This window comes from Methylobacterium sp. CM6257 (genome assembly GCF_054611515.1).
In genome coordinates, this window is record NZ_JBTRSR010000003.1 from 1 (window position 1) to 22,025 (window position 22,025).

Here is a 22,025-nt window from a genome sequence, read left to right on the forward strand (position 1 = left end):
TGAAGAATTAAAAATGGTATCAGGAGGTGTGAAGCCGATCGTTACAGGATATGGGAACTCAACAGCGACTTGGGCCGGGAGCGGCTTGACCAATGATAGCAATGGCTCAGGCAAGCTACAAAATACACACGGCCCCTCCTGACACAGATTGACCAAGCTTTATACGGGCGGGACAGGGTTCCCGCTCTTTCCACCGCATGCAGGGTGCTCACCGCTGTGCATCCTGCATGCGGAAGGCCCTACCCCTGCCGAACTGATACGCGCATGCCGTCGTGTAGAGGCGACCGGAACACTGATGCCATAAACGGCCTTACGCGACCGTACGCACGCTCCGCGCGAGGCCGAATTGATCCGGCGGAGCAAATTCGAATGACCGCCTTTCTCGTGTTCCATCGAGCGAGTTCGATCGCGTTGTCTTATTCGCGCTAATTCGAGCGCATTCTGATTGACTCAGAAAAGCTGAGGCCCACATAATATGGGCGCACACACCAAGACGAATTCGACCCAAACCCCCGGGCCTCTCACCCCGGGGGTTTTCCTTTTTGGCGGCGGGTTTGACCGATTGGGAATGCCGGCGGGAGAAACGAGAGCCCTCCCCTAAGAGCTCCGTTTTCCTGTCACACGGGCCTTACGGCCCGCGCCGCCTTAGTAGCGGACCGCGACCCAGATCTGAACGATCATGAGCACGATGACGATGCACTGTACCGCCCGCGGATTGTGAGACACCGATCTGAAGCCTATGCGGCCAAGGCCGCGGGTGGAAGCTGCGCGGTGCGAATGGCGGCTGGTGGTCGGAACCCGTGCCGCTCGATCAGCCACGTCTTATTGTAGAGGTCGCGAAACGCCAGCAGCGCGCGGCGCAGGTCCTCGACCGTGTCGAAGTGCTTCACCCACAGCAGGTTCTCCTTGAGCGTGCGGATGAAGCGCTCGGCGCAGCCATTTCCTTCGGCGCTCGCACGAAGGCGGGCGAACTTGCGATACCCAGGAACGCCAGCTCCGCCTGGAAATCGTCCGACATGTACTGGCTGCCGTGATCGTGCCGGACACTCAGGCCGGAGGCGATCTCGGCCGTAAAGCCGCCGAAGCGCTGCCGCACACCCTGGCGGATCGGCTCCAGCGCCTCAAAGCGCGTGGCCCGGCGCGCCGCATGGAGGCCCACGCATTCGGCGAGCAGTGGTCGACGGCCACGAACACCGCGACCTGCCCCTCAGCCGTCCAGGTGGTGGTCAGATCAGTGCCCCACATCGTGTCCACCCTCTCCGGGACGATGGTGCCGTCGTGGTTGCGCGGGCCGCGCGGTGTGCCGACGCGAGAGGGGGCGAGCAGATCATGGGCGCGCATCAGGCGCAGCACGCGGCGTTTGGAGGTGCGCACGCCCTTGTGGCGCAGCCGCGCCCAGACCTTGCGGTGACCCTCGCCGTGAAAGGGGCTGTCCGTGAGGGTGGCGCGGATCTGCGTGAGTAGCGCCGCATCCGGCATCGGCCCGACCGGGCCGGGACGGCGCGACGGCTCGGGCCGGGCGGGTGAGAGGTGCCGGTGGACGGTGGCGCGCGACACGCGCCAGATCCGGCACACCCGGGCCAGTCCGTAAGCTTTGCCGCTGGCAGGCGAGACGGCCCGGCTCATAGCCGCGACCTCCTGCGGGCCAAAGGGCCGGGGCCGCGCGCCTCCAGGGCAGCGATCTTGGCCTCCAGCAACTCGCGCTCGATCAGCATCTCGCCGAGCTTGGCCTTCAGTCGCCCGCTCTCCAGCGCGTCCGCATCAAGGGACCGGGTGGAGAGACTGGCCTCGCCCGCCGTCAGGAAGGCGTCGCGCCAGCCCGACAAGGTCGCGGCCGTCACGCCTAAGCTGCGCGAGACGCTCTCCAGGTCCTCGCCGCGCAGCAGCCGCAGCACCGCATCCCGCTTGCGCTGCCGGGACATGCGCCCGCCGCGACCAGGACCGACTGCGCCTGCATCTGCCTTCGTATCCGAGCTCATCGTCCTCACCCCTGTCGCGGAGACCGTCCGCTAACGGGGTGTCTCAAGCAACCGGGAGGCGGAGGAGCACTCACCAAGCGTCATTTGACCCGCCTTCCTGTCAGCGCGGGCTTAGATTTCGCCGACCCGGCTCTCACCCCGGGACATTGAGCCCATCTCGCGATGCGTGACTGAAAGGTTCGGGGGAACTTCCCGTCCAGATGCCTCCTAAGCAGCGTCCGACTGCCGACCGAGGCAATATAGCGGTAGCAGTGGCGGCCGCCAAACGAGCATCAAGCAAATCTGCCAAATCGGGGCGAATGCGGGGAGGGGAGAACGCGCCTAGTGCCTGGAACTTCCTCATTTCTGTACAGAATCGCACTACGGCCGGCAGCTTTCTCCTTCTCGAAAACCTTTCTTTCCGTGGTGGGCTGATTTCTGCCCCCTATCCGCTTTCCACGGGCGATCCACGCGAGCCACTCCCGATCCACCACCGTGACGACGTTGGGGAGGCTCTTGGCGCCTACGAGACGGCGCTCGACCACCTCGACCATGCCAAGCCGGCGCGCCTGCCTGATGGCTCCCTTGGCCAGCGAGCGGCTCACCCCGGCCCGCGCGGCGATCGCATCGAGGCACAGGCTGCAGGATCCCCGGTCCCGGTGTTCGTCCGCTACGATCCGCAGGACGGCCAGCTCCCCGGTGGTGAAGCGCGCGGCCAGGGCCGGCGGCATCGGTCCGGATGCGGCAAGGCGGCGGCGGCGCTCGATCGCGGCGGAGCGGACTGGCGGGCGCTGCAGGCGGTGGGCCGGAAAACGTGAGAATTTCTCGCCTTTGCCGGCGCCAAACTGAGGGTCCTCAGTTTTGCCGACCGCCTTCCGCGCCTCGATAAGCGTCGACAGTTCCTCCGCCTCGGCCTCCGTCACGGCATTGGCGGCGAAGGCCTTCCAGAGCGCCGCCGATAGCTCGACGAGCCCCGTGCGCGGCGCAGCCTCGACGGCCGCCCGCAACTGGTGTGCGAACATGGATCATCCTCGGATCGGGAGACCCGTCGCGAGGACACAGCCGCACACCGGCATAGCTCCGCCATCGAGGAAATCAGCGATTTCCCCTTGCGGAGGGCTCGAATTTCGAGGAAGCTTCAGACGCCAATCTTGAAACTACCCCGGTGCTTCGGCCCCGGCATGTGACCCGCCCTCGTGGCGGGTTTCGTGTTTCTAAGCCTCTCGACTCGCCGCACCACGCGGCTTGGCTATTCGTCCCCTCTCAGGCTGGCCCTGTCAAATTCGGCGGTTCACTGCTTGCAGGGCCACGCCTCCGAGAGCGCGAGCCCGAGCAGTAGGCCACCCGGCCGGTTCAGGTTCTTGGGATGTGCCTTGAGGTAGCCGCAGAACGTATCCACGAGCTGCTGTGTGCTGACCGCTTCTTTCGGGCAGATGTGCTTGCCCACTGACGCGTCCGCAGCGCCCGTGACGAAGCCGGCGAGGTAGGATTTCTGCACCTCCAAGGCGCTCGGCTGGCAGGAGGCTGAGAACTCGCTTGCCTTCTTCACGTCGGAGAGCTTGCTCTGAGCCTGCGCTTGCGAGGCACAGAGCGCCAGAGCTACGACCAGGGTGTACCTAATCACTCGGTTTGGCCTCATCGTTCCAACGACGTGAGAAGGCATCAGGCAGCCCTCGAAGGCGGCAGTCGGTCCGCGTAGGGTCCTTCGAGGTCACCCTGCTCTGCCACCTCTCCCAGCCGGCGCGTGTGGAACTCAAGCAGGGCCTCCAACACCTCGATCCGGCCAGGGCAGATCGTGTCAGCCTCAGCCTGCTCGATCTCGACCGCGAGCCGGGAAATCTGCCGGCGGATCGCCGTCGCCTGCCGTTCGCTCATCGCCCTACCCCGCTCGTCGGAATGGCCACCAACCGCGACGCTCTGCGGTCACAGAAGGTGTTTCGGGCCCCGTTGCAGGAGCCGGAACCGGCGGTGCAATGGCGAGGCGCTCGGCCTGAGCAGCCCACCGGTCCGCCTGCTCCTTCCACTCCTGCCCGCGTTGCCGCTCCATTTCGAGGATGGCTTTCAGCTTCTCGACCTCGGAACGGAGCGTAATTAGCTCGGGCAGCGTGTCGTTATGCGTGACAGGCGCCTCTGAGGCCGTATCGGCCTGTTGCGGCTTCTCCGGCACGGGCGTTGTCTTCACGCTGTCGAGGTAACGGTGCAGCTCGGCCGGATCGATCCGGAGCGTGCCGTCCTCGGCCTTCGTGCCTGAGACGTGGCCCGCCTTCATCCACCGCCACACGGTCGGCTTCGTTACGCCGGCTGCCTCTGCTGCGGCCGCGAGGGTGTAAGACATCAGTTGCGGCCCATTGCTGGCACACGAGCCTGCAACGTTGCGGAGCACGTAGTTAAGAAGATCCTAACGATATGAGGATTTCAGGACACAACGTTGCCGTTACCCTAGTGCGAAACGATGTGAAACTGCAGTTCCTGGCGCGCGTTAGGGCTTGTCTCTCGTGCAACGGTTGAACAACGGCAGAAGGGCTTAGGCCGCTTCTTCTACGGTGTGAGCGGGACACACCCGCCCCTCAAACGAGTCGAACCTACATTAGGTTATAGGCACTGCGAGGCTCAGTTCGTACTGCTAGGCTATGTCCGAGCGCGACCTCCTGGTGCTGGCTCTCACTGTCGAGAACAGCGAACTGCGCGCCCGGCTTGCCGAGGCGCAGGATCAGCTTGTCGAGCTAGCGATCAACGCGGGGCAGCTCCACACCCGTATCGAGGCGTTGCAGACCGAACTGGCCGCATTGCGTGAGGGGCGAAACGCGGGGCGCGCCGATACCGGATCGCCGCGCGAGCTGGTCGCCGAGGTGAAAGCCTCGCGTGAGGAGCGAAGCAGGTTGCCGACCAGTGGCCGCCCCAGGCCGAGCAGCTGACGATGGCACTGATCGAGCGCGGCAACGCGCTGATGATCAGAGCGGGGCAGGGTTCGCAACAAGGCGTAGCCGGCACTCAACCCTAGCGGCCGCTCCACCCGGGGCGGCCGCTCGCATTTCCGCCCGCTCGCCTCAAATCAAATTAGAGAGTACGATCCGCACATCAATTTGAATTTGAGGTGCGCCCATGTGCAATCGGCTCCCGACCCGATTGGAATTGGCCAGCCTAGAGCCCGCCGAACGCGAGGCGGTAATTCTAAGCGCCCTCGATCAGCGAATTGTCGACCTCAATAGGCTGACCCGAATTGCGAAGGCAGCCGGCGGCCATTCTAATTCGCCCGGAACCCTAATTGCCCTGCGCGCCTCGATCCGACGGCTAATTGCCCGGGCGGCCGAATTCGACATCGCGATTGAAGCGAGCCGCGCCGCATAGGCCCATGCCCCGAACCTCGGGATCATGAGGTTTGAAGGGCACGGTGCAGAATGCCCGTAGGATCGCGAGCGGAGGCGCGTGGCGGGCTTCCAAGCTTGGCGGCTACTTGACCACTCGCCAGAGCACTGATGCTCGTCCTGTGCCCGCAGAATGGATTGGAGAAGGAAAGGCCGAGGCCACGGCCCTCGATCCAAGGTAGCGCAACATGGCGGCCCCGACCGGCGCTTGTCCAATAGCATGCGCCCATCTATCGTTCCACTTAACGGCTATTAACCAAAGCCTCGATCTACCCCCGCGGGCGCGCGTATATGACTCACGTGCGCGACTTAAGAGACTCTAGGCCGGACAAGTATGGCGCCCGCCACTCCAAGTCGCGACTTGCAGGGCGCCACATTCGGCGGCGTAGCGATGAAGGCAGGACCGGTGCACTCGGTTGATGCCGAGCGCCCTACGGTACTGAGGCCCGCACCGAATGCCGGCCCGACCGAATAAGCGAAGCGAAAGAAACGGAGCAGGATGAGTCTCAACCGGCCCGATGGGACGCTCACTACCGACTCAGGACAGAGCTATCCGCGCGAGGCTCAGGCAAGCGGACACGTCGCAAGGGGCTGCCGACGACCAGCATCACGGAGTCGGTGCGGGAATTCGAATTGCCGAATTGCAGCGGCACCCGGGCAAAGGGGCTACCGGCAAGGCGCATCTCGGAGTCGGTGCGCCTAATTCGAGGCCCGGAATTCCACCGCACCGAATTAGCAGCAGGCAATTAGGCGACGCGAATTAGACCCGACCCAATTAAGCCCGAGTCGAATTCGAATTCGCCAAGCGCGCCGGCAATTGCGCTGGAGTCCAGACCCGGAACACGAGTCCCGTCCAACTGATTTCCGTGGTAGCTTGACCGCCTGTATTGCGTACCCGGAGACGGGATATGTCCCTCGACCTCTACCACCGCGGAACCTTCATCGGATCCATCGTGAGATCCCGGGCCGGATCGGTCTACGCCTACGGCACCGAGGGCGAGGCACTCGGCTGCTACCACGATGTGGACGCGGCAGGGCTGGCGCTGATGGAGCGCGCTGGCCTGCAGCTTGAGCCGGTCTGATCACAGCGAAGGCAGGGGGCGGGGTCGTTCTTGCCGCCGATCAAGGCGTCGACCGCCCTGGATGCCGCGCAGAGGGATTTTCCTCGCAGCCTGGAAATCTCGGACCCGATCCGACCCGCCGGCCTGAGCCCGTTTTCCAGCAATTGGCCAAATCCGCGAATTCGGAGCGATCACGATGACGAACACGACAGGCGGCGCGATGGCCGAGGATCTCGCCGGGCTGCCCACGGCAGAAGCGGTGAGGGTGGTGCTTCAGCGTGCGGTGGCGTCGGGGATCCCGGAGTCGGACGCGATAGACGACGCATTCGGCATGCTTGTCGGCCGATCGATGGAGCTGGACGGCCCACGCAAGACAGCGGCTCGCCTTCTCGCGGTGGCTCAGGCCCTCGTGGAGATGGTCCCGCCGCAGGGTGCACGGCCGAACTAGTCCACAGCCGTCCACAGGCCATAGATCTACGCTATCGATCGATCAACATTCATTCATTGACGACATCAATCGAGGCCCCTACCTACTGAGCATCGTTCAAGGGACGCTGCGGGATGCTGCGAACCGGGGGCGATGCCCCGAGATGCCAGCCCTGCGGGACGCAGGGGGTGGACCGGGAAGGCTCAGGTCCAGCGCGTCGGGACGATGCGGGGCACGGAGCAGACGACCTTCCCGGATAGCCGCGCCGGATCCGTCCGGCACCCCTGACCACGCCCGAGCCGCGTGCCGGGCCGTCCCGCGAGCGCCCTTCTATGACCCGTCATCACGTCGTCGCCGGCGCGATCCCGGCGAGCTTCCTGGCGTCCCTCGCCATCCCGGGCATGCCCCGCGTTGCCCTCGCGCCTGAGACAGGCGTGGGCGCGGCTGAGTTCAAGGCCGCTGCTGACGGTCTCCAGCGGGCCCGGGCGGACATCCTCCGCAAGGAAGCCGAGCAGGCGCAGCGGCTGGCCGAGTTCGACCTCCGTATCGCGGACACCGAACAGAAGGTGGCCCGCCGCGGCGGTGGCACCGGTGGCCCGGTCGGCGACCCCTTCGACAATGGCGGCCGCTCCATCGGTGCCATGGTGGCGAACAGCGACGCGCTGCGCGAGTTCAAGGCGTCCGGCTATCGCGGCACCTCCCGTGTGGAGACGAAGGCCACGATCACGTCGAGCAGCGTCAGCGGCGCCTTGGGCGGCTTGGTCGCGCCGGACCGCGCTGGCGTCCAGCCGACACCCCGCCGGCCCCTCACGATCCGGTCCCTGTGTCGGAACCTCCGGACCGAGTCCAACCAAGTCACGCTGATGGTGCAGAACGGCCGCGTGAATGCAGCCAACCCTGCACCAGAAGGCACTCTCAAAGGCGAGGGTTCGCTTGAATACGTCGAGCAGACGTTCCGCGTGATCACCCTGGCCACGTGGGTGCCCGTGACCCGGCAGGCTCTCGACGACGCGGTAGGGCTTCAGGCGCTGATAGACTCCGAACTCCGCTACAACCTCGCGGAGAAGGAAGAGGATCAGCTCGCCTACGGCAACGGCACCGGCGACAACCTGAAGGGCCTGATGCCCCAGGCGACCGACTTCGAGGCGCCGTTCACCGTCGCGGATGAGACCCCCTTCGATCGGCTCTTGCAGGCTCTCGCACAGGCAAGCGTCGCCAACTTCCGGCCCTCGGCCATCGTGCTCAACATGGCCGATGCCTTCCGGCTGCACAGCATCAAAGACGGACAGGGCCGTTATATCGGCGGCGGGCCGTATGAAGGTCTGGTGAACCTGCTGTGGTCTATTCCGTGGGTTGGAACGAACGCGCTGGCCCCGAATGATTTCTTGGTCGGGGACTTCAATGCGGCCGAGATCTACGACCGGCTCGATACCGAAGTCCTGATCACTGACAGCCACGCCGATTTCTTCGTGAAGAACCTCTACGCGATCCGCGCAGAGCAGCGGCTGGCCTTCGTCGTGCGCGATCCGCGGGCCTTCGTGAAGGGCAACCTGATCACCCCGTAATCGCGAATTCCGCCGGCTTTGGAAGGGGTCGGCGGATAGTCGGGGGGTTCCTTGACCCCGGCGCGGTCCACTCGGCGGTGACCGCAACAACACCGAGAGCCGGCGGCCCCTATCAGAGACAGGGGCGCGGCCGGCAATTCCGAATTCCGCCGGCCTGCGCGTGGTCGGCGGACAGTCGGGGGTTCTCCAGCCCCGGCGAGGCCCATAGGGCGGTGGCCTGAAACACCCTGAGCCGGCGGCCCTGTTTGGAATTGCCAGGGCGCGGCCGGCATCCTCCCCTAAGACAGGGGTCCCACTTTAAAGCAGATCTTCAGTAAGAGCTGCGAACGCGGAGTGGCGCGAGTAGCGGCGGCGACATCGCGAGATGTTGCGACGGTCCGATCAATAAGGGGAACTGGTTGGAATGCGCGTTGCCGGGGTTGAGATTGAGGGCCACCCGGCGCTGGGTAGCCTCGCGCTCGATTTCCGCGACGCGGCTGGCCGGGCACCATCCACCGTCGTCATCGCTGGCGAAAACGGCTGCGGCAAGACGGCCGTGCTGGAGACAATCTTTCTTGCTCTGGGTCCGGATACCTACGAGCCAGTGCGAGCTGCCCCGTCATTCCGTGCTACCGTCTTCGTCGAGCCCCACCGCGCGATCGCTGATACTCTGCGTGGCAACCACTCCTCCGTGGGTCCAGCCGAAGAGACGTCGCCTTGGCATACCTTCGATGGCATCGGCATCCGGCTTTTCTTTCCGGAACCAAGCCGCCGCGATGTGACGCTTGAGCGCTACCTCTGGGCGCCCGCAAGCGGGAACGTCATCACGTTTCCTGAGACCGTCAGAACGACGCTTGGTGATCTGGGATGTTTCCTCAGCGAGGCCAACACCACCTTTAAGGTCCCCACCATCAATTCCGCCACCGGCAAGGTGCAGAGGCCGGAAGACCACAAATTCCAGAACTGGATGCGCGGCGGGTCGCAACTGGCGGAGGAAATCGCACAGCTCATCGTTGACCTACGCACGGCCGACAACAACGACGCGGCAGACTGGCTGCGCAACACTCTGGATGGGCGTCCGTCCGCCGAGACAATCGACCGCCGGATCGGACCGCTGACCGAAGCTTTTGGCCGCTTGTTCGAGGGCAAGACGTTCGCCGGCCTCGACTCGTCGGAGGGCAATCTCACTCCGGTGTTCGAGCAGTTCGGCAGACGGATGCCACTCGCGAAGCTCAGCACGGGGGAGAAGCAGGTTGTCTTCCGCGGGGCGTTCCTATTGCGCGAGGCAGAGGCACTAGAGAGAGCGGTCGTTCTTGTCGACGAACCCGAGTTAAGCCTGCACCCGACTTGGCAATCGAAAGTTCTCCCCTTCTACGAGGCGATCATCCCGAAGACGGGTGACGCGCACAACCAGCTCATCGTCGCTACGCACTCGCCGTTCGTCGTGCACGGCTCCCCGTTGGCCAAGCACATCATCCTAAAGCGCGATCCTACGGGGCAGGTGACCGAGGATCCTACGCCGAGCTTCGCAGGCATCACTCCTGAGGATGTCGCCATCGCCGCGTTCGATCTGAGTAGTTCAGTGTTCTCCAGCCCGGGCAACCGGATGGTCGTCGTGACCGAAGGCCGAACCGACGCGGAGATCCTGCGGACGGCTTGGACGCGGCAGCGGCCGGGCCAGCCCATGCCCTTCAACCTTATGTCGGCCGGAGGCGCCAAGAGCGTGCGATCGTTCCTCGGTGCGGAAACCGACACGATGGGTCCGCTCGCCGATGCTCTAAGCGACAGCCGGATTGACCGGTTTCTCGCGCTGTTCGATTTCGACCGTGAGGGTTACGAGCAGTGGAACGGCATGATCACGGCCGCGAAGGCGGAAACCGAAGACCTCGCAGCTGCGTGCGCTTACCGGAAGCGCCGCGGCGCGTCGGTCTGGGCGGCGCTTCTGCCCGTGCCCCCGTTCCGACCCTCGTATGCGGGCTTCAGCTCGGGGCTGAAGAGCCGTTCTCGGCTTACGATCGAATTGCTCTTCGAGGACACACACGTGCGTCCGCTCTTGGTTGAAGAGGAGGTCCCGGGCGTTCCCGGGGCTGCAGTCCTCGTCGCTCCCGATAGTCAGAAGGCGACCATCGCCGCGGCTACGGCTACGTTTCCGCCCTCGGCATTCGCAGCGTTCGAACCGATTTTTGCCCTAGTGGATCACGTGCTGGCCTACGTTGGGCCTGCCTAACGTGTGAAGTGAGGGTTGCACTCTGCGGTCAAAAGAGGATCCCGCCCAGCTTCGATAGCAGCTCGCCTGGGCACCGGGCCGGAAATTCGAATTAGGACCGGGCGCCTATTTCGAATAATTCTCGGGCGCTCGCGAGGCGGAATTACCGGGCTTCCGGATGCCTGGACTCGGGCATTTGTTCGACCCCGGAAATTCCACTCGCGAGCATTTCGAATTGGCCCGAAATCCGGTTCCATAAATGAGGTTAGGCGAATTTCCGCTCGCGCGCGGGATCAGGAACGATACTAACAAAGATTAGGGTGGTGCGCCGTTAGGGAGTATAGATTTTTAGGTCCCCAACTTGTCGTCAGTGAAAAGGGGAAAGTCATGTTTGCAGCAAAATGGAAGAAGCATCTGACTGCTCGCCCGGTAGGGCGGGAACTGACATCTGAAGAATTAAAAATGGTATCAGGAGGTGTGAAGCCGATCGTTACAGGATATGGGAACTCAACAGCGACTTGGGCCGGGAGCGGCTTGACCAATGATAGCAATGGCTCAGGCAAGCTACAAAATACACACGGCCCCTCCTGACACAGATTGACCAAGCTTTATACGGGCGGGACAGGGTTCCCGCTCTTTCCACCGCATGCAGGGTGCTCACCGCTGTGCATCCTGCATGCGGAAGGCCCTACCCCTGCCGAACTGATACGCGCATGCCGTCGTGTAGAGGCGACCGGAACACTGATGCCATAAACGGCCTTACGCGACCGTACGCACGCTCCGCGCGAGGCCGAATTGATCCGGCGGAGCAAATTCGAATGACCGCCTTTCTCGTTTCTCATTCGAGCGAGTTCGATCGCGTTCGAGCTCATTCGCGCTAATTCGAGCGCATTCTGATTGACTCAGAAAAGCTGAGGCCCACATAATATGGGCGCACACACCAAGACGAATTCGACCCAAACCCCCGGGCCTCTCACCCCGGGGGTTTTCCTTTTTGGCGGCGGGTTTGACCGATTGGGAATGCCGGCGGGAGAAACGAGAGCCCTCCCCTAAGAGCTCCGTTTTCCTGTCACACGGGCCTTACGGCCCGCGCCGCCTTAGTAGCGGACCGCGACCCAGATCTGAACGATCATGAGCACGATGACGATGCACTGTACCGCCCGCGGATTGTGAGACACCGATCTGAAGCCTATGCGGCCAAGGCCGCGGGTGGAAGCTGCGCGGTGCGAATGGCGGCTGGTGGTCGGAACCCGTGCCGCTCGATCAGCCACGTCTTATTGTAGAGGTCGCGAAACGCCAGCAGCGCGCGGCGCAGGTCCTCGACCGTGTCGAAGTGCTTCACCCACAGCAGGTTCTCCTTGAGCGTGCGGATGAAGCGCTCGGCGCAGCCATTTCCTTCCGGCGCTCGCACGAAGGCGGGCGAACTTGCGATACCCAGGAACGCCAGCTCCGCCTGGAAATCGTCCGACATGTACTGGCTGCCGTGATCGTGCCGGACACTCAGGCCGGAGGCGATCTCGGCCGTAAAGCCGCCGAAGCGCTGCCGCACACCCTGGCGGATCGGCTCCAGCGCCTCAAAGCGCGTGGCCCGGCGCGCCGCATGGAGGCCCACGCATTCGGCCGAGCAGTGGTCGACGGCCACGAACACCGCGACCTGCCCCTCAGCCGTCCAGGTGGTGGTCAGATCAGTGCCCCACATCGTGTCCACCCTCTCCGGGACGATGGTGCCGTCGTGGTTGCGCGGGCCGCGCGGTGTGCCGACGCGAGAGGGGGCGAGCAGATCATGGGCGCGCATCAGGCGCAGCACGCGGCGTTTGGAGGTGCGCACGCCCTTGTGGCGCAGCCGCGCCCAGACCTTGCGGTGACCCTCGCCGTGAAAGGGGCTGTCCGTGAGGGTGGCGCGGATCTGCGTGAGTAGCGCCGCATCCGGCATCGGCCCGACCGGGCCGGGACGGCGCGACGGCTCGGGCCGGGCGGGTGAGAGGTGCCGGTGGACGGTGGCGCGCGACACGCGCCAGATCCGGCACACCCGGGCCAGTCCGTAAGCTTTGCCGCTGGCAGGCGAGACGGCCCGGCTCATAGCCGCGACCTCCTGCGGGCCAAAGGGCCGGGGCCGCGCGCCTCCAGGGCAGCGATCTTGGCCTCCAGCAACTCGCGCTCGATCAGCATCTCGCCGAGCTTGGCCTTCAGTCGCCCGCTCTCCAGCGCGTCCGCATCAAGGGACCGGGTGGAGAGACTGGCCTCGCCCGCCGTCAGGAAGGCGTCGCGCCAGCCCGACAAGGTCGCGGCCGTCACGCCTAAGCTGCGCGAGACGCTCTCCAGGTCCTCGCCGCGCAGCAGCCGCAGCACCGCATCCCGCTTGCGCTGCCGGGACATGCGCCCGCCGCGACCAGGACCGACTGCGCCTGCATCTGCCTTCGTATCCGAGCTCATCGTCCTCACCCCTGTCGCGGAGACCGTCCGCTAACGGGGTGTCTCAAGCAACCGGGAGGCGGAGGAGCACTCACCAAGCGTCATTTGACCCGCCTTCCTGTCAGCGCGGGCTTAGATTTCGCCGACCCGGCTCTCACCCCGGGACATTGAGCCCATCTCGCGATGCGTGACTGAAAGGTTCGGGGGAACTTCCCGTCCAGATGCCTCCTAAGCAGCGTCCGACTGCCGACCGAGGCAATATAGCGGTAGCAGTGGCGGCCGCCAAACGAGCATCAAGCAAATCTGCCAAATCGGGGCGAATGCGGGGAGGGGAGAACGCGCCTAGTGCCTGGAACTTCCTCATTTCTGTACAGAATCGCACTACGGCCGGCAGCTTTCTCCTTCTCGAAAACCTTTCTTTCCGTGGTGGGCTGATTTCTGCCCCCTATCCGCTTTCCACGGGCGATCCACGCGAGCCACTCCCGATCCACCACCGTGACGACGTTGGGGAGGCTCTTGGCGCCTACGAGACGGCGCTCGACCACCTCGACCATGCCAAGCCGGCGCGCCTGCCTGATGGCTCCCTTGGCCAGCGAGCGGCTCACCCCGGCCCGCGCGGCGATCGCATCGAGGCACAGGCTGCAGGATCCCCGGTCCCGGTGTTCGTCCGCTACGATCCGCAGGACGGCCAGCTCCCCGGTGGTGAAGCGCGCGGCCAGGGCCGGCGGCATCGGTCCGGATGCGGCAAGGCGGCGGCGGCGCTCGATCGCGGCGGAGCGGACTGGCGGGCGCTGCAGGCGGTGGGCCGGAAAACGTGAGAATTTCTCGCCTTTGCCGGCGCCAAACTGAGGGTCCTCAGTTTTGCCGACCGCCTTCCGCGCCTCGATAAGCGTCGACAGTTCCTCCGCCTCGGCCTCCGTCACGGCATTGGCGGCGAAGGCCTTCCAGAGCGCCGCCGATAGCTCGACGAGCCCCGTGCGCGGCGCAGCCTCGACGGCCGCCCGCAACTGGTGTGCGAACATGGATCATCCTCGGATCGGGAGACCCGTCGCGAGGACACAGCCGCACACCGGCATAGCTCCGCCATCGAGGAAATCAGCGATTTCCCCTTGCGGAGGGCTCGAATTTCGAGGAAGCTTCAGACGCCAATCTTGAAACTACCCCGGTGCTTCGGCCCCGGCATGTGACCCGCCCTCGTGGCGGGTTTCGTGTTTCTAAGCCTCTCGACTCGCCGCACCACGCGGCTTGGCTATTCGTCCCCTCTCAGGCTGGCCCTGTCAAATTCGGCGGTTCACTGCTTGCAGGGCCACGCCTCCGAGAGCGCGAGCCCGAGCAGTAGGCCACCCGGCCGGTTCAGGTTCTTGGGATGTGCCTTGAGGTAGCCGCAGAACGTATCCACGAGCTGCTGTGTGCTGACCGCTTCTTTCGGGCAGATGTGCTTGCCCACTGACGCGTCCGCAGCGCCCGTGACGAAGCCGGCGAGGTAGGATTTCTGCACCTCCAAGGCGCTCGGCTGGCAGGAGGCTGAGAACTCGCTTGCCTTCTTCACGTCGGAGAGCTTGCTCTGAGCCTGCGCTTGCGAGGCACAGAGCGCCAGAGCTACGACCAGGGTGTACCTAATCACTCGGTTTGGCCTCATCGTTCCAACGACGTGAGAAGGCATCAGGCAGCCCTCGAAGGCGGCAGTCGGTCCGCGTAGGGTCCTTCGAGGTCACCCTGCTCTGCCACCTCTCCCAGCCGGCGCGTGTGGAACTCAAGCAGGGCCTCCAACACCTCGATCCGGCCAGGGCAGATCGTGTCAGCCTCAGCCTGCTCGATCTCGACCGCGAGCCGGGAAATCTGCCGGCGGATCGCCGTCGCCTGCCGTTCGCTCATCGCCCTACCCCGCTCGTCGGAATGGCCACCAACCGCGACGCTCTGCGGTCACAGAAGGTGTTTCGGGCCCCGTTGCAGGAGCCGGAACCGGCGGTGCAATGGCGAGGCGCTCGGCCTGAGCAGCCCACCGGTCCGCCTGCTCCTTCCACTCCTGCCCGCGTTGCCGCTCCATTTCGAGGATGGCTTTCAGCTTCTCGACCTCGGAACGGAGCGTAATTAGCTCGGGCAGCGTGTCGTTATGCGTGACAGGCGCCTCTGAGGCCGTATCGGCCTGTTGCGGCTTCTCCGGCACGGGCGTTGTCTTCACGCTGTCGAGGTAACGGTGCAGCTCGGCCGGATCGATCCGGAGCGTGCCGTCCTCGGCCTTCGTGCCTGAGACGTGGCCCGCCTTCATCCACCGCCACACGGTCGGCTTCGTTACGCCGGCTGCCTCTGCTGCGGCCGCGAGGGTGTAAGACATCAGTTGCGGCCCATTGCTGGCACACGAGCCTGCAACGTTGCGGAGCACGTAGTTAAGAAGATCCTAACGATATGAGGATTTCAGGACACAACGTTGCCGTTACCCTAGTGCGAAACGATGTGAAACTGCAGTTCCTGGCGCGCGTTAGGGCTTGTCTCTCGTGCAACGGTTGAACAACGGCAGAAGGGCTTAGGCCGCTTCTTCTACGGTGTGAGCGGGACACACCCGCCCCTCAAACGAGTCGAACCTACATTAGGTTATAGGCACTGCGAGGCTCAGTTCGTACTGCTAGGCTATGTCCGAGCGCGACCTCCTGGTGCTGGCTCTCACTGTCGAGAACAGCGAACTGCGCGCCCGGCTTGCCGAGGCGCAGGATCAGCTTGTCGAGCTAGCGATCAACGCGGGGCAGCTCCACACCCGTATCGAGGCGTTGCAGACCGAACTGGCCGCATTGCGTGAGGGGCGAAACGCGGGGCGCGCCGATACCGGATCGCCGCGCGAGCTGGTCGCCGAGGTGAAAGCCTCGCGTGAGGAGCGAAGCAGGTTGCCGACCAGTGGCCGCCCCAGGCCGAGCAGCTGACGATGGCACTGATCGAGCGCGGCAACGCGCTGATGATCAGAGCGGGGCAGGGTTCGCAACAAGGCGTAGCCGGCACTCAACCCTAGCGGCCGCTCCACCCGGGGCGGCCGCTCGCATTTCCGCCCGCTCGCCTCAAATCAAATTAGAGAGTACGATCCGCACATCAATTTGAATTTGAGGTGCGCCCATGTGCAATCGGCTCCCGACCCGATTGGAATTGGCCAGCCTAGAGCCCGCCGAACGCGAGGCGGTAATTCTAAGCGCCCTCGATCAGCGAATTGTCGACCTCAATAGGCTGACCCGAATTGCGAAGGCAGCCGGCGGCCATTCTAATTCGCCCGGAACCCTAATTGCCCTGCGCGCCTCGATCCGACGGCTAATTGCCCGGGCGGCCGAATTCGACATCGCGATTGAAGCGAGCCGCGCCGCATAGGCCCATGCCCCGAACCTCGGGATCATGAGGTTTGAAGGGCACGGTGCAGAATGCCCGTAGGATCGCGAGCGGAGGCGCGTGGCGGGCTTCCAAGCTTGGCGGCTACTTGACCACTCGCCAGAGCACTGATGCTCGTCCTGTGCCCGCAGAATGGATTGGAGAAGGAAAGGCCGAGGCCACGGCCCTCGATCCAAGGTAGCGCAACATGGCGGCCCCGACCGGCGCTTGTCCAATAGCATGCGCCCATCTATCGTTCCACTTAACGGCTATTAACCAAAGCCTCGATCTACCCCCGCGGGCGCGCGTATATGACTCACGTGCGCGACTTAAGAGACTCTAGGCCGGACAAGTATGGCGCCCGCCACTCCAAGTCGCGACTTGCAGGGCGCCACATTCGGCGGCGTAGCGATGAAGGCAGGACCGGTGCACTCGGTTGATGCCGAGCGCCCTACGGTACTGAGGCCCGCACCGAATGCCGGCCCGACCGAATAAGCGAAGCGAAAGAAACGGAGCAGGATGAGTCTCAACCGGCCCGATGGGACGCTCACTACCGACTCAGGACAGAGCTATCCGCGCGAGGCTCAGGCAAGCGGACACGTCGCAAGGGGCTGCCGACGACCAGCATCACGGAGTCGGTGCGGGAATTCGAATTGCCGAATTGCAGCGGCACCCGGGCAAAGGGGCTACCGGCAAGGCGCATCTCGGAGTCGGTGCGCCTAATTCGAGGCCCGGAATTCCACCGCACCGAATTAGCAGCAGGCAATTAGGCGACGCGAATTAGACCCGACCCAATTAAGCCCGAGTCGAATTCGAATTCGCCAAGCGCGCCGGCAATTGCGCTGGAGTCCAGACCCGGAACACGAGTCCCGTCCAACTGATTTCCGTGGTAGCTTGACCGCCTGTATTGCGTACCCGGAGACGGGATATGTCCCTCGACCTCTACCACCGCGGAACCTTCATCGGATCCATCGTGAGATCCCGGGCCGGATCGGTCTACGCCTACGGCACCGAGGGCGAGGCACTCGGCTGCTACCACGATGTGGACGCGGCAGGGCTGGCGCTGATGGAGCGCGCTGGCCTGCAGCTTGAGCCGGTCTGATCACAGCGAAGGCAGGGGGCGGGGTCGTTCTTGCCGCCGATCAAGGCGTCGACCGCCCTGGATGCCGCGCAGAGGGATTTTCCTCGCAGCCTGGAAATCTCGGACCCGATCCGACCCGCCGGCCTGAGCCCGTTTTCCAGCAATTGGCCAAATCCGCGAATTCGGAGCGATCACGATGACGAACACGACAGGCGGCGCGATGGCCGAGGATCTCGCCGGGCTGCCCACGGCAGAAGCGGTGAGGGTGGTGCTTCAGCGTGCGGTGGCGTCGGGGATCCCGGAGTCGGACGCGATAGACGACGCATTCGGCATGCTTGTCGGCCGATCGATGGAGCTGGACGGCCCACGCAAGACAGCGGCTCGCCTTCTCGCGGTGGCTCAGGCCCTCGTGGAGATGGTCCCGCCGCAGGGTGCACGGCCGAACTAGTCCACAGCCGTCCACAGGCCATAGATCTACGCTATCGATCGATCAACATTCATTCATTGACGACATCAATCGAGGCCCCTACCTACTGAGCATCGTTCAAGGGACGCTGCGGGATGCTGCGAACCGGGGGCGATGCCCCGAGATGCCAGCCCTGCGGGACGCAGGGGGTGGACCGGGAAGGCTCAGGTCCAGCGCGTCGGGACGATGCGGGGCACGGAGCAGACGACCTTCCCGGATAGCCGCGCCGGATCCGTCCGGCACCCCTGACCACGCCCGAGCCGCGTGCCGGGCCGTCCCGCGAGCGCCCTTCTATGACCCGTCATCACGTCGTCGCCGGCGCGATCCCGGCGAGCTTCCTGGCGTCCCTCGCCATCCCGGGCATGCCCCGCGTTGCCCTCGCGCCTGAGACAGGCGTGGGCGCGGCTGAGTTCAAGGCCGCTGCTGACGGTCTCCAGCGGGCCCGGGCGGACATCCTCCGCAAGGAAGCCGAGCAGGCGCAGCGGCTGGCCGAGTTCGACCTCCGTATCGCGGACACCGAACAGAAGGTGGCCCGCCGCGGCGGTGGCACCGGTGGCCCGGTCGGCGACCCCTTCGACAATGGCGGCCGCTCCATCGGTGCCATGGTGGCGAACAGCGACGCGCTGCGCGAGTTCAAGGCGTCCGGCTATCGCGGCACCTCCCGTGTGGAGACGAAGGCCACGATCACGTCGAGCAGCGTCAGCGGCGCCTTGGGCGGCTTGGTCGCGCCGGACCGCGCTGGCGTCCAGCCGACACCCCGCCGGCCCCTCACGATCCGGTCCCTGTGTCGGAACCTCCGGACCGAGTCCAACCAAGTCACGCTGATGGTGCAGAACGGCCGCGTGAATGCAGCCAACCCTGCACCAGAAGGCACTCTCAAAGGCGAGGGTTCGCTTGAATACGTCGAGCAGACGTTCCGCGTGATCACCCTGGCCACGTGGGTGCCCGTGACCCGGCAGGCTCTCGACGACGCGGTAGGGCTTCAGGCGCTGATAGACTCCGAACTCCGCTACAACCTCGCGGAGAAGGAAGAGGATCAGCTCGCCTACGGCAACGGCACCGGCGACAACCTGAAGGGCCTGATGCCCCAGGCGACCGACTTCGAGGCGCCGTTCACCGTCGCGGATGAGACCCCCTTCGATCGGCTCTTGCAGGCTCTCGCACAGGCAAGCGTCGCCAACTTCCGGCCCTCGGCCATCGTGCTCAACATGGCCGATGCCTTCCGGCTGCACAGCATCAAAGACGGACAGGGCCGTTATATCGGCGGCGGGCCGTATGAAGGTCTGGTGAACCTGCTGTGGTCTATTCCGTGGGTTGGAACGAACGCGCTGGCCCCGAATGATTTCTTGGTCGGGGACTTCAATGCGGCCGAGATCTACGACCGGCTCGATACCGAAGTCCTGATCACTGACAGCCACGCCGATTTCTTCGTGAAGAACCTCTACGCGATCCGCGCAGAGCAGCGGCTGGCCTTCGTCGTGCGCGATCCGCGGGCCTTCGTGAAGGGCAACCTGATCACCCCGTAATCGCGAATTCCGCCGGCTTTGGAAGGGGTCGGCGGATAGTCGGGGGGTTCCTTGACCCCGGCGCGGTCCACTCGGCGGTGACCGCAACAACACCGAGAGCCGGCGGCCCCTATCAGAGACAGGGGCGCGGCCGGCAATTCCGAATTCCGCCGGCCTGCGCGTGGTCGGCGGACAGTCGGGGGTTCTCCAGCCCCGGCGAGGCCCATAGGGCGGTGGCCTGAAACACCCTGAGCCGGCGGCCCTGTTTGGAATTGCCAGGGCGCGGCCGGCATCCTCCCCTAAGACAGGGGTCCCACTTTAAAGCAGATCTTCAGTAAGAGCTGCGAACGCGGAGTGGCGCGAGTAGCGGCGGCGACATCGCGAGATGTTGCGACGGTCCGATCAATAAGGGGAACTGGTTGGAATGCGCGTTGCCGGGGTTGAGATTGAGGGCCACCCGGCGCTGGGTAGCCTCGCGCTCGATTTCCGCGACGCGGCTGGCCGGGCACCATCCACCGTCGTCATCGCTGGCGAAAACGGCTGCGGCAAGACGGCCGTGCTGGAGACAATCTTTCTTGCTCTGGGTCCGGATACCTACGAGCCAGTGCGAGCTGCCCCGTCATTCCGTGCTACCGTCTTCGTCGAGCCCCACCGCGCGATCGCTGATACTCTGCGTGGCAACCACTCCTCCGTGGGTCCAGCCGAAGAGACGTCGCCTTGGCATACCTTCGATGGCATCGGCATCCGGCTTTTCTTTCCGGAACCAAGCCGCCGCGATGTGACGCTTGAGCGCTACCTCTGGGCGCCCGCAAGCGGGAACGTCATCACGTTTCCTGAGACCGTCAGAACGACGCTTGGTGATCTGGGATGTTTCCTCAGCGAGGCCAACACCACCTTTAAGGTCCCCACCATCAATTCCGCCACCGGCAAGGTGCAGAGGCCGGAAGACCACAAATTCCAGAACTGGATGCGCGGCGGGTCGCAACTGGCGGAGGAAATCGCACAGCTCATCGTTGACCTACGCACGGCCGACAACAACGACGCGGCAGACTGGCTGCGCAACACTCTGGATGGGCGTCCGTCCGCCGAGACAATCGACCGCCGGATCGGACCGCTGACCGAAGCTTTTGGCCGCTTGTTCGAGGGCAAGACGTTCGCCGGCCTCGACTCGTCGGAGGGCAATCTCACTCCGGTGTTCGAGCAGTTCGGCAGACGGATGCCACTCGCGAAGCTCAGCACGGGGGAGAAGCAGGTTGTCTTCCGCGGGGCGTTCCTATTGCGCGAGGCAGAGGCACTAGAGAGAGCGGTCGTTCTTGTCGACGAACCCGAGTTAAGCCTGCACCCGACTTGGCAATCGAAAGTTCTCCCCTTCTACGAGGCGATCATCCCGAAGACGGGTGACGCGCACAACCAGCTCATCGTCGCTACGCACTCGCCGTTCGTCGTGCACGGCTCCCCGTTGGCCAAGCACATCATCCTAAAGCGCGATCCTACGGGGCAGGTGACCGAGGATCCTACGCCGAGCTTCGCAGGCATCACTCCTGAGGATGTCGCCATCGCCGCGTTCGATCTGAGTAGTTCAGTGTTCTCCAGCCCGGGCAACCGGATGGTCGTCGTGACCGAAGGCCGAACCGACGCGGAGATCCTGCGGACGGCTTGGACGCGGCAGCGGCCGGGCCAGCCCATGCCCTTCAACCTTATGTCGGCCGGAGGCGCCAAGAGCGTGCGATCGTTCCTCGGTGCGGAAACCGACACGATGGGTCCGCTCGCCGATGCTCTAAGCGACAGCCGGATTGACCGGTTTCTCGCGCTGTTCGATTTCGACCGTGAGGGTTACGAGCAGTGGAACGGCATGATCACGGCCGCGAAGGCGGAAACCGAAGACCTCGCAGCTGCGTGCGCTTACCGGAAGCGCCGCGGCGCGTCGGTCTGGGCGGCGCTTCTGCCCGTGCCCCCGTTCCGACCCTCGTATGCGGGCTTCAGCTCGGGGCTGAAGAGCCGTTCTCGGCTTACGATCGAATTGCTCTTCGAGGACACACACGTGCGTCCGCTCTTGGTTGAAGAGGAGGTCCCGGGCGTTCCCGGGGCTGCAGTCCTCGTCGCTCCCGATAGTCAGAAGGCGACCATCGCCGCGGCTACGGCTACGTTTCCGCCCTCGGCATTCGCAGCGTTCGAACCGATTTTTGCCCTAGTGGATCACGTGCTGGCCTACGTTGGGCCTGCCTAACGTGTGAAGTGAGGGTTGCACTCTGCGGTCAAAAGAGGATCCCGCCCAGCTTCGATAGCAGCTCGCCTGGGCACCGGGCCGGAAATTCGAATTAGGACCGGGCGCCTATTTCGAATAATTCTCGGGCGCTCGCGAGGCGGAATTACCGGGCTTCCGGATGCCTGGACTCGGGCATTTGTTCGACCCCGGAAATTCCACTCGCGAGCATTTCGAATTGGCCCGAAATCCGGTTCCATAAATGAGGTTAGGCGAATTTCCGCTCGCGCGCGGGATCAGGAACGATACTAACAAAGATTAGGGTGGTGCGCCGTTAGGGAGTATAGATTTTTAGGTCCCCAACTTGTCGTCAGTGAAAAGGGGAAAGTCATGTTTGCAGCAAAATGGAAGAAGCATCTGACTGCTCGCCCGGTAGGGCGGGAACTGACATC

General features: G+C 64.4%; 20 protein-coding genes and 1 pseudogene. 11 read left to right on the forward strand and 10 right to left on the reverse strand.

Translation table 11 applies throughout. The features are described 5' to 3' along the window. Positions 1-737: 737 nt before the first annotated feature. The 5 genes and pseudogenes from ACYCO6_RS36225 to ACYCO6_RS36245 form a co-directional block, all read right to left on the reverse strand. A pseudogene (locus ACYCO6_RS36225) lies at positions 738-1,979 on the reverse strand (IS3 family transposase). Between the two features lie 272 nt (positions 1,980-2,251). Next, positions 2,252-2,965 carry a hypothetical protein gene (locus ACYCO6_RS36230; protein WP_459774048.1) on the reverse strand — a complete coding sequence of 238 codons (714 nt, stop codon included), beginning with the start codon at positions 2,963-2,965 and terminating at the stop codon, positions 2,252-2,254. Between the two features lie 284 nt (positions 2,966-3,249). Continuing rightward, complete coding sequence (locus ACYCO6_RS36235) at positions 3,250-3,582, reverse strand: Rap1a/Tai family immunity protein (protein WP_459774049.1); 333 nt, start codon at positions 3,580-3,582, stop codon at positions 3,250-3,252. A gap of 38 nt (positions 3,583-3,620) precedes the next feature. Next, positions 3,621-3,833 carry a hypothetical protein gene (locus ACYCO6_RS36240; protein WP_459774050.1) on the reverse strand — a complete coding sequence of 71 codons (213 nt, stop codon included), beginning with the start codon at positions 3,831-3,833 and terminating at the stop codon, positions 3,621-3,623. 4 nt (positions 3,834-3,837) lie between these two features. After that, complete coding sequence (locus tag ACYCO6_RS36245) at positions 3,838-4,341, reverse strand: helix-turn-helix domain-containing protein (RefSeq protein WP_459774052.1); 504 nt, start codon at positions 4,339-4,341, stop codon at positions 3,838-3,840. Positions 4,342-4,588: 247 nt separating this feature from the next. Between ACYCO6_RS36245 and ACYCO6_RS36250 the strand changes: the two genes are divergently transcribed. The 6 genes from ACYCO6_RS36250 to ACYCO6_RS36275 all read left to right on the forward strand — a co-directional run bounded on the left by ACYCO6_RS36250 (position 4,589) and on the right by ACYCO6_RS36275 (position 11,152). Further along, entirely contained in the window at positions 4,589-4,873 is a 285-nt protein-coding gene (locus ACYCO6_RS36250) for a hypothetical protein (protein ID WP_459774053.1), read from the forward strand. Positions 4,874-6,231: 1,358 nt separating this feature from the next. Beyond that, positions 6,232-6,405 carry a hypothetical protein gene (locus ACYCO6_RS36255; protein WP_459774055.1) on the forward strand — a complete coding sequence of 58 codons (174 nt, stop codon included), beginning with the start codon at positions 6,232-6,234 and terminating at the stop codon, positions 6,403-6,405. 175 nt (positions 6,406-6,580) lie between these two features. Beyond that, a complete protein-coding gene (locus ACYCO6_RS36260) occupies positions 6,581-6,832 on the forward strand; it encodes a hypothetical protein (protein WP_459774057.1) in 252 nt (83 codons plus the stop codon). A gap of 413 nt (positions 6,833-7,245) precedes the next feature. After that, entirely contained in the window at positions 7,246-8,376 is a 1,131-nt protein-coding gene (locus ACYCO6_RS36265) for a phage major capsid protein (RefSeq protein WP_459774058.1), read from the forward strand. A 403-nt stretch (positions 8,377-8,779) separates the two neighbouring features. Continuing rightward, entirely contained in the window at positions 8,780-10,582 is a 1,803-nt protein-coding gene (locus ACYCO6_RS36270; RefSeq protein ID WP_459774060.1) for an AAA family ATPase, read from the forward strand. Positions 10,583-10,948: 366 nt separating this feature from the next. After that, positions 10,949-11,152 carry a class IIb bacteriocin, lactobin A/cerein 7B family gene (locus tag ACYCO6_RS36275; RefSeq protein WP_459774062.1) on the forward strand — a complete coding sequence of 68 codons (204 nt, stop codon included), beginning with the start codon at positions 10,949-10,951 and terminating at the stop codon, positions 11,150-11,152. A gap of 598 nt (positions 11,153-11,750) precedes the next feature. Here the strand turns inward: ACYCO6_RS36275 and ACYCO6_RS36280 are convergent. The 5 genes from ACYCO6_RS36280 to ACYCO6_RS36300 form a co-directional block, all read right to left on the reverse strand. Then, positions 11,751-12,994, reverse strand: a protein-coding gene (locus ACYCO6_RS36280; protein ID WP_459761871.1) for an IS3 family transposase whose coding sequence is annotated in 2 segments (ribosomal slippage) — positions 11,751-12,670 and positions 12,670-12,994 — 1,245 coding nt in all. Because the reading frame shifts where the segments join, the coding sequence is not laid out codon by codon here. A 272-nt stretch (positions 12,995-13,266) separates the two neighbouring features. Then, the gene (locus tag ACYCO6_RS36285; protein WP_459774048.1) at positions 13,267-13,980 is read right to left on the reverse strand and encodes a hypothetical protein; all 714 of its coding nucleotides are present in this window, start codon (positions 13,978-13,980) and stop codon (positions 13,267-13,269) included. Positions 13,981-14,264: 284 nt separating this feature from the next. Beyond that, complete coding sequence (locus ACYCO6_RS36290) at positions 14,265-14,597, reverse strand: Rap1a/Tai family immunity protein (protein ID WP_459774049.1); 333 nt, start codon at positions 14,595-14,597, stop codon at positions 14,265-14,267. Between the two features lie 38 nt (positions 14,598-14,635). Next, positions 14,636-14,848, reverse strand: coding sequence for a hypothetical protein (locus tag ACYCO6_RS36295; protein WP_459774050.1), 213 nt, complete (start codon positions 14,846-14,848; stop codon positions 14,636-14,638). A gap of 4 nt (positions 14,849-14,852) precedes the next feature. Next, a complete protein-coding gene (locus tag ACYCO6_RS36300) occupies positions 14,853-15,356 on the reverse strand; it encodes a helix-turn-helix domain-containing protein (protein ID WP_459774052.1) in 504 nt (167 codons plus the stop codon). Between the two features lie 247 nt (positions 15,357-15,603). Between ACYCO6_RS36300 and ACYCO6_RS36305 the strand changes: the two genes are divergently transcribed. From ACYCO6_RS36305 to ACYCO6_RS36325, 5 genes are all read left to right on the forward strand, one after another. Then, a complete protein-coding gene (locus ACYCO6_RS36305; protein ID WP_459774053.1) occupies positions 15,604-15,888 on the forward strand; it encodes a hypothetical protein in 285 nt (94 codons plus the stop codon). A gap of 1,358 nt (positions 15,889-17,246) precedes the next feature. Continuing rightward, positions 17,247-17,420, forward strand: a complete 174-nt coding sequence (locus ACYCO6_RS36310; protein ID WP_459774055.1) for a hypothetical protein — start codon at positions 17,247-17,249, stop codon at positions 17,418-17,420. Positions 17,421-17,595: 175 nt separating this feature from the next. Continuing rightward, a complete protein-coding gene (locus ACYCO6_RS36315) occupies positions 17,596-17,847 on the forward strand; it encodes a hypothetical protein (RefSeq protein WP_459774057.1) in 252 nt (83 codons plus the stop codon). 413 nt (positions 17,848-18,260) lie between these two features. Next, positions 18,261-19,391, forward strand: a complete 1,131-nt coding sequence (locus ACYCO6_RS36320) for a phage major capsid protein (RefSeq protein ID WP_459774058.1) — start codon at positions 18,261-18,263, stop codon at positions 19,389-19,391. Positions 19,392-19,794: 403 nt separating this feature from the next. Continuing rightward, positions 19,795-21,597, forward strand: a complete 1,803-nt coding sequence (locus ACYCO6_RS36325; protein WP_459774060.1) for an AAA family ATPase — start codon at positions 19,795-19,797, stop codon at positions 21,595-21,597. Positions 21,598-22,025: the final 428 nt, after the last annotated feature.